This window comes from Helicobacter salomonis, assembly GCF_900197775.1.
Lineage (GTDB): Bacteria > Campylobacterota > Campylobacteria > Campylobacterales > Helicobacteraceae > Helicobacter > Helicobacter salomonis.
In genome coordinates this window covers 64,262-72,216 of record NZ_FZMA01000006.1, presented here as the reverse complement: position 1 = coordinate 72,216, position 7,955 = coordinate 64,262, and the positions used below count along the sequence as shown (strand labels likewise).

9 protein-coding genes are annotated in these 7,955 nt (G+C 44.1%); 8 read left to right on the top strand and 1 reads right to left on the bottom strand.

The window, feature by feature from the left end:
• The first annotated feature begins 362 nt into the window (after window positions 1-362).
• The 8 genes from C6H04_RS07885 (at window position 363) to C6H04_RS01875 (ending at window position 7,056) form a co-directional block, all read left to right on the top strand.
• Window positions 363-518, top strand: a complete 156-nt coding sequence (locus tag C6H04_RS07885; RefSeq protein ID WP_158653802.1) for a hypothetical protein — start codon at window positions 363-365, stop codon at window positions 516-518.
• A 14-nt stretch (window positions 519-532) separates the two neighbouring features.
• Window positions 533-1,528, top strand: a complete 996-nt coding sequence (locus C6H04_RS01905; RefSeq protein ID WP_104732167.1) for a HipA family kinase — start codon at window positions 533-535, stop codon at window positions 1,526-1,528.
• A 339-nt stretch (window positions 1,529-1,867) separates the two neighbouring features.
• Window positions 1,868-2,551: an MqnA/MqnD/SBP family protein gene (locus C6H04_RS01900; protein ID WP_104695990.1), complete on the top strand. Its 684-nt coding sequence runs from the start codon at window positions 1,868-1,870 to the stop codon at window positions 2,549-2,551.
• 86 nt (window positions 2,552-2,637) lie between these two features.
• On the top strand, window positions 2,638-3,129 hold the full coding sequence (locus C6H04_RS01895) for a KdsC family phosphatase (RefSeq protein WP_104732166.1): 492 nt from the start codon (window positions 2,638-2,640) through the stop codon (window positions 3,127-3,129).
• 7 nt (window positions 3,130-3,136) lie between these two features.
• Complete coding sequence (locus C6H04_RS01890; RefSeq protein ID WP_104732165.1) at window positions 3,137-4,366, top strand: glycosyltransferase; 1,230 nt, start codon at window positions 3,137-3,139, stop codon at window positions 4,364-4,366.
• Window positions 4,356-5,288 carry a glycosyltransferase family 2 protein gene (locus tag C6H04_RS01885; protein WP_233711817.1) on the top strand — a complete coding sequence of 311 codons (933 nt, stop codon included), beginning with the start codon at window positions 4,356-4,358 and terminating at the stop codon, window positions 5,286-5,288. Before C6H04_RS01890 ends, C6H04_RS01885 begins: the two co-directional genes overlap by 11 nt.
• Entirely contained in the window at window positions 5,270-6,307 is a 1,038-nt protein-coding gene (locus C6H04_RS01880; RefSeq protein ID WP_104732164.1) for a glycosyltransferase family 4 protein, read from the top strand. Before C6H04_RS01885 ends, C6H04_RS01880 begins: the two co-directional genes overlap by 19 nt.
• The gene (locus C6H04_RS01875; RefSeq protein WP_104695994.1) at window positions 6,304-7,056 is read left to right on the top strand and encodes a glycosyltransferase family 2 protein; all 753 of its coding nucleotides are present in this window, start codon (window positions 6,304-6,306) and stop codon (window positions 7,054-7,056) included. Before C6H04_RS01880 ends, C6H04_RS01875 begins: the two co-directional genes overlap by 4 nt.
• 10 nt (window positions 7,057-7,066) lie before the next feature.
• Here C6H04_RS01875 and C6H04_RS08075 read toward each other — a convergent pair whose 3' ends face one another.
• A complete protein-coding gene (locus C6H04_RS08075) occupies window positions 7,067-7,948 on the bottom strand; it encodes a hypothetical protein (RefSeq protein ID WP_233711816.1) in 882 nt (293 codons plus the stop codon).
• Between the last annotated feature and the right edge of the window lie 7 nt (window positions 7,949-7,955).

Genomic DNA, 7,955 nt, shown 5'->3' with positions numbered 1-7,955 from the left:
TGTGCTGTGTGCTGTGTGCTACTACCATACCAAAATTTCCTTTCTGAATGCAAAATGAGAATACAATGTTAACTAAGAACTGACCATGTTGTCAAGGAGTTTTGCTCTGTTCGTACAAAAGTTCCAAGATAAGCATAGATGGTTTGCACTAAAACCTTTTTAATGGCGTTGCGGTTCTCTTCTCCAGCACCGAGTTCTATTTATCTAATCATTCTGTGCAATATGTTTAATTAAATGCACCATATCCTAACAATCCAAAAAGCGAGCAAGAATTAAGGACTCCTTGCTAAGGTTATCCAAGAGTAACGCTTTTGTGTTAGAATGACGGTGCTAAGGAGATGGTACAACCAAAGGGGTGTCTGATGCAATTTATCTTGAAAAACAAAGATAGAGATGTGTTGTCGTTTAAAGCGTATACAGATCAAAGGGGACTGAACATCATGTCCCTCGAGGTGCACAGACAAAACCTACTTCCTATTAGCCTACAACAAAATGGGCGGCATCTAAAAAACGCCTAATAGAGTGGATTGAGATGCGCAGAATTCCCAAGCACCGCCAATACATGCGACAAATCCTTTACACCACAGGCATTGCTGAAAATGATATTCTCTCGTATATCAGAGTGGGGTTTGCATTGTCTCTCAATGATACTTTTTGGATTGTCCCTGAGGGCGATACTTACCTATGGCAAGACTACAATCTCTATAACAATGCTTTCAGCAAAGCTCTTACTTTGGTGGCTCTTACTGGACGATCCATGATTTTAAAAGGAAAAGAGAGAAAGCCATCCCCTGAGCTAACTACCCATGGTGTTTTGAAGAAATGCTGGTGTAGAAAGAGCGGGATAATCAAGTTAATCAAAGGGCAGACAGGTACGGAAGCTTATTGTGAGTATTATGCCGCCCAGATTGCCAAGGCTTTGGGACTCCAAGCGATCTCCTATGATCTAGAAAGTCATCAAGGCGAAATTGTGTGCATGTGTGAGATTTTCACTAGCAAGGAGGTGGGCTTTGTGTCCATAGCCGAGTGTATAGATTATGCCAAATACAAAGCCCTGGGACATAATCCACTAAAGCGTTTTAAAATACTGGCAAAAGTTCTAGGACAAGAGTTTTTAGAAGATCTACTGCTCTTTGACGCACTTGTGTTCAATACCGATCGCCACTTGGGCAATTATGGAATGTTAATAGACAATCAGACAAATGCCTTTTTGGCCCCTGCTCCCATTTTTGATAATGGAATGGCATTTTTGGGACAAATCGGAGAAGGGGAATTAGCTAATATACCTGCGTTTTTTGAAGGTGTGGACAGCGGCTTAGATATTAACTTCGAAAAACAAATAGACCTAGCAGCGCGCCCTCGTCATATAAACAAACTAGAAGGACTCAAAAAATTCACATTTGCGCGACACCCTCATTATAATCTTCCTGAGCAATGGTTGCAGGCGGGTGAAAAATTGATTCAGCAAAGAAGTCAAGAGATTATTAAGATCATTGAGAAAAAGCAGGGGCATCACGAGTCTGGCTAAGAAGTATCTTGTGGAATCCTGATATAGCTATTTTATCCCTCGTTGTAACCGCGCATGTTATCTTAGCCAGGGTTCCTTATTTCTACACATGGTTTAGATGTCCGCTAAATCCTATAAAACTCTATGAATTTAAAAAATATAGAGAACAGACCGTTGTGCTTCTGTTGTATGTCTGCTTCTGCCCTATTGATTACTAGCTAGTTTGTTATCAAATCAACTAGTAGAGCTATCATATCTACTGGGATAATTGTTGCCTTAAGCCTGATCACTTAGAACAGTATTATTTAGGTGCGTGCATGTGTTTTTGGTGTAGAATAGCGCAAAGATTAAAGGTTTTGTGTGCGTTTTGGAAAGATTGATTATTTGAATTTGTTACCTTTTGATGTTTTTATTAAGGCCTATCCTCTCCGTCTACCCGGCTTTAAGACCTTTCTACATCTCAAAAAAACCTACCCCTCTAAGCTCAATCGCGACTTTCTCTTTAAACGCATCGATGCAGGCTTCATTTCCTCCATTGTGAGTTTTAACGCCCCTTATGCGCTTGCTTGCGGGATTGTAGCATGCCAAGAAGTGCGCAGTGTGTTGGTATTGCGCCAGCCCCCAAATCAGGATAAAGAATCGGCTACTTCTAACGCACTTGCTCAAGTCTTAGGTTTAAGAGGGCGCGTCCTCATTGGAGATAAGGCCTTGCGCCACTACCACAGAAGTGCACATGGAAATTTTAAGGACCTAGCCACGCTTTGGTATGCTAAAAGCGGTCTCCCCTTTGTCTTTGGGCGACTCTGCGCAAATCGCCACCATGCCTTCTATCAACGCATTGCCCAGGTCTTTGTGCGCCAGAAGGTTAAAATCCCCCACTATATTTTAGAAAAGCGAGCCTTAGAAAGCGGACTTTCAAGAGAACAGATTTTAGACTATCTTAGAGGTATTTCTTACAAGATCAAAGCCAAAGAAAAGCGTTCCTTGATCCATTTTGCGCGCCAACTGCGCTTTAAACGACTAATTCCCCCCCAGCGTTTTTAAAAGGGAAAGATTACAAGAGTTTTTGGCTTTAGTTTAACCTTTAGCTGTGCTAGAATACCCTCTATTGTTCAGACTAAAGGAATGCCATGCGCCAGGTTAAGGTGTTTTTATGTGATTGCGATGGGACTTTGACAGATGGGGGAATGTATTACTTAGAAAATGGCCAGCAATTTAAAAAATTCAGCGTGGCCGATGGGATTGGTTTTGAGCTACTTAAAGCAGCCGGTATTAAAACAGGTATTCTTACTGGCGAGGTTACGCCCATCGTAGAACACCGCGCTAAAAAGCTCAAAGTAGATTATCTCTATCAAGGCTGTAGCCCACAGGGCAAATTAAAGGCTGCGCGTGAAATTTGCGCCAAAGAGGGGATTAGCCTAGAACAAGTGGCTTATGTGGGCGATGATGTGAATGATCTCCCCCTTTTGGAGCAAGTGGGGTTAAAAGCCTGCGTGCAAAACGCTCAAGAGAGCCTAAAGGCTTTACCGGGGATCATCCTCTTAAACACACAGGGGGGACAGGGCGCACTAAGAGAGCTGATCAACCTGATTTTAAAACACCCTACAGAACTTAAAAGTTAAGCAAATCATGAAAGTTATTCACCTCAACGCTACGCTCACCGGAGGGGCAGCGCGCGCGTGTTTGCGCTTACATAGCGCGCTTTTAAAGGAGGGGGTAGATAGCTTCGTGTGGGTGCAGGATACACGGGGCGGAGTAGTAGATGATCGCATTTTGCACCCTCAAACACGCCTAGGCAAACTTTGGGCTCTAGTGCGCCCCTATTTGGACAAAGCTCCGATCTTACTTTATCCCAAACGCAAAAAAGGCACTTTTAATTTAGGTTGGTTGCCCTTTAGCCAGGTGGTGAATGCGCTCAACGCCCTAAAGCCCGACATCGTGCATTTGCATTGGCTAGGGCGCGGGGTCTTGCCCTTAAGGGATTTGCCTAAGATTAACGCGCCCTTAGTGTGGAGCTTGCATGACATGTGGGCTTTTAGCGGCGGAGATCACTACTACAACGATCAGAACGAACACACCTACAAACATTCCTGTATTTTAAATAGCCCTTTTGAGTGCGATTTAGCCACCTTAGGATTTGGCATGAAGCAAAGGGCTTATGCAAAAATCCCCCATTTATGCGTTGTGGGGGTGAGTTCTTGGATTCTTAAGTGTGCTGCTCAAAGCGCACTTTTAAAAGATAAAGCCCATGCCGTGATCCCAAATCCCATCAATACAGAGCTTTATAAACCCCTAGATAAAAACCTTTGTCGGCAACTCTTAGGGCTACCTACTTCTAAAAAATTAATAGGTTTTGGAGCAATGGAAATAGACAACCCCATTAAAGGCTATGATTTGCTGCTAGAGGCTTTGCAAAAACTAGACTCCACACAGATAGAACTAGTGGTCTTTGGCGCAGGCGCGCGCGCGCTTCATCTACCCTTTAAAACCCACTCCTTAGGCGCGTTGCACGATACGGCTAGCCTCATCGCCCTCTATAACGCTCTAGATGTGCTCATTGTGCCCAGCCGTCAAGAGAATTTAAGCAATATGATTTTAGAGAGTTTGGCTTGTGGCGTGCCTGTTGTGGGGTTTGAGATTGGGGGCAATGGCGATCTGATCGCTCACCAAAAAAATGGCTATCTAGCCCGCCCCTTTGAGACTACAGATTTAAAGAGGGGGATAGAGTGGGTGTTAAACACCCCTGACTATCCTAAACTTTGTGCCAACGCCCGCGTACATGTGCTGGAGCATTTTAGCGAAAGCGTGGTATCGCAAAGGATAGTGGGTTTATACGAGGAGGTATTACATGGAATTTGAATGCATAGATGCGCGCTTTAGCACCACAAGAATGCTTTATAAAAAGCCTCCTAACTTGGAGCAGAACCAATACTTTACGCGTTATATCACTTATCCTCTCTCTGATACAGACATTCAAGGGGGCTTGAGAACAACGGGGTATTTTAAACAAAGCCACCCTCAGCAACCCCTAGTGAGTGTCATCTTAGCGACTTTAAATAGTCAAGAATTTTTAGAAGCAACCTTGCAGAGCATTTTTAGCCAGAGCTATGACAATTTAGAGTGCTTGGTGATTGATGGGGGCTCTAGCGATGGCACTTTGGAGATTTTAAAACATTTATCTGATCGCATTGACTACTTTATCAGTCAAAAAGATAGGGGAATTGCCGAAGCGTTTAATAAGGGGGTGCGTCTAAGCTTTGGGGATTATATGAATTTTCAGGGTGATGGAGACGGGTTTGTCGCCCCTAATGCCTTACAAGAGGTGATGGCAGGCGTGCGGGGGGGGGGGGGAACACTCATTAGTGCACGGGTGGTGCGTGTAGATAAACAAGGAAATATGCTCTACACTTCTGATTATCTCAAAAATTTTGATAAAAACTCATTGCGTTTCAAAATGATCCACCATCAAGGGCTTTTGACCCATCGGGATTATTTTAGTACCTATGGTCTCTTTGATGAAGACTTAATTTTTAGCATGGATTATGAACATCTTTTGCGCGCTTATCATAACTTCCCCTCTTTTTTAGCCAAAGAAAATGTCTTAGCTCAGTGGCGTGATGATGGGCTAGGCACACATAAAGAGTTGGAGATTTTTAAAGAATGGGCATATATCAAGCGCAAGAACAAGATCGCTGCGCCTTTGGTTCTCAAAGCCATAGAGGGGTGGATTTTGGCTAAGTTCTACATTAAAAAGGCTTTAGGATGGCGGGGCAAACACTAGATTACTTAATTATAACCCCCCTACCCGTCTTTTATAAAGTCAATCTTTACAATGAGTTGGTCAAATCCCTAAAAATTTGTGTGGTGTTTTTAGCCCAATACACCCAAGAAGTGCGCTCTAAGGATTTTAACACCCTAGAAAAGGCGCGTTTTGATTATAGTGTGCTCTTTGAGGGGGCACTGCAACAACGCCCGGTATTGAGCAATCTCTTAAAAATAGCCCAAATTTTAAGGCAAAAACCCCACAAACGGCTTTTGATTGGAGGGTGGGATTGTATAGAGTTTTGGGCAGGAGCATTTTTGACTCCCAAATCTTGTAATGGGGTGGTAGTAGAGTCAAGCATTATAGAAAGCACTACAAGCGGACTTAAGTCGTGGCTCAAACGCCTCTTTTTAAGGCGCGTTAGCCATGCCCTTGTCTGTTCACACTTGCATGCTGATTTACTAAAGGCCTTGCACTTTAAAGGTGTGTTAAAAACTACGCATGGGGTAGGGGTCATCAACTCCCCTACAAGTCGCAGAGATCAGCGTCCGTATAGCCAAAAATTTATCTGTATCGCACGCTTGACATCCGTAAAAAATTTAGAATTTTTACTGCGTGTATTTGCTCAGTTGCCCCATCTCTCTTTAAGTCTTGTAGGCACGGGTGAGCTAGAAGAGAAATTAAAAAGCGCAGCGAGCTCAAATGTGTGTTTTTTGGGAGCAGTGAAAAACACGCACCTAAACACGCTCTTGTGTGCGCACGATGTTTTGATCCTGCCAAGTTTGCGTGAAACTTGGGGTCTGGTGGTAGAGGAGGCTTTAGCCGTGGGTTTACCTGTATTGGTGAGTGCAGCTTGCGGGGCGCAGGTGTTGGTACAAGAGGGGGTCAACGGACATATCTTTGATCCCAAAGATGAAATGAGACTAAAACAGCTTTTAGAAAATTTGAACCCTGTTAGCTACCAAACCCTTTTGGAAGGGGCGCTCAACTGGAGTTTGGAAGCCAAAGATCGAGAGCAGATCGGGGCTTACTTGTGACACTCAGCATTATCAGTGTGGTGCTCAATGGAGTCAAAACTTTAGAAGCCACGATCCAAAGTGTATTAGGTCAGAATTATCGCCCCCTAGAATACTGCATTATAGATGGGGGGAGTGTGGATGGGAGTTTAGAGATTATCCAGCGTTATGCCCAGCATTTAAGCTTTGTGAGTGAACCAGATAGGGGACTTTATGATGCCATGAATAAGGGCATTGCGCGCGCGCGAGGGGAGATCATTGGGATTTTAAATAGCGATGACATCTATGCCCACCCTGGGGTATTAGCTCAAGTGGTGCAGACATTTGAGAGCAATCCAGAGGCGCAGATGGTCTACGCGGACTTAGTGTATGTTAAGGACGATCGCATTGTGCGTCATTATGTCAGTGGGGAATTTAGTAAGAAAGGGTTTTTTTATGGCAGGGTGCCCGCACATCCTACACTTTTTGTGCGTAAAGGGGTGTATGAACACTTTGGGGGCTATAAGATTGACTATAAAATCTCCGCTGATTATGAGTTTTTATTACGCACTCTGTATGTAGGGGGTCTCAAGGTGGTGTATGTGCCACAAGTGTGGGTGAAAATGGGCGTGGGGGGGGTGAGCACAAGGGGGTTAAAAAGTTTGTGGATTGCTAATCAAGAGAATTTGCGCGCATGCCAAGAAAATGGGATTAAAGCCCATTGGGGAACCATGTTATTGAAATACCCTTATAAAATCCTAGGATTGTTTAAAACACACTCCCCTAGCTAAAGCCAAGGGCTTAGCGCAAGAGAGGTATTAAAATGTCCTCGTTTTGCATGTCGTGGATTAATCGGTCAATGGCATGTCTTTGGGCTGCGCTGAAAGTGTATTGAAGTTGTGCGAGTTGTTTGATCCGATCGAGCACATGTGCATCAACGATGAGCAGGGCAATGACCTTATCATAGGAGGGAAGGGTAAGATATCTCCTCTCTTTGAAAATCTCTGGACTATCAATCGCCTTATCAATGCTGAAAAGTAAAATACTTTTGAGATTATCCGATCTGAGTTGTTTTCTACCCAAAGCCCAGATGAACTTTTGGTAAATGGAAAATGCAAGCATCCGTCTAGCGTCAAAATAAGCATTCTCTTTGGAATTCTCATCACTTTCTGCAGTTGCCATATTGCTTGAACCATAGCCCATTAAAAAGTGGTTGGTTTTGATTTTGGCCTTGGATTGTGCGCCCTGTTTGAAATTCACGGATTCCCAAAGATTTGTTTCTTGGTCTGGTGTTGGTGGGGAATCTTGGGCGGATTTTGGAGGCGCTGGAGGAGGCGTGCGCTGTTGTGCTAGTTGTTTATCCAAAGCATCTACTTTCTGCGTATTGGCAGCCACTAGCGCACTGAGCTGTTTTAGAGTGGCCTCCAGAGGCGCTAATTCCTCCTTAATTCTGTCCTGTTGGACTGGTTTAGGCTCTTGGGATCCTGGGGGCTTTTGGGTTGTTACTTGGGGAGTTTCTTGCTCAAGCTTTGCTTTTTTAGCTTGTTGTTGATGCGTGTTTTCTTCCCCTATCCTGCCCTGCACATCCCCTTCTTTAAAGTCAGATAGGGCATCTGGTCCCTGGTAAACACTGCATGCACCAAGCAAGATTACCAGAGGCATCGCATACCAATACGCTTTCACGAAAACT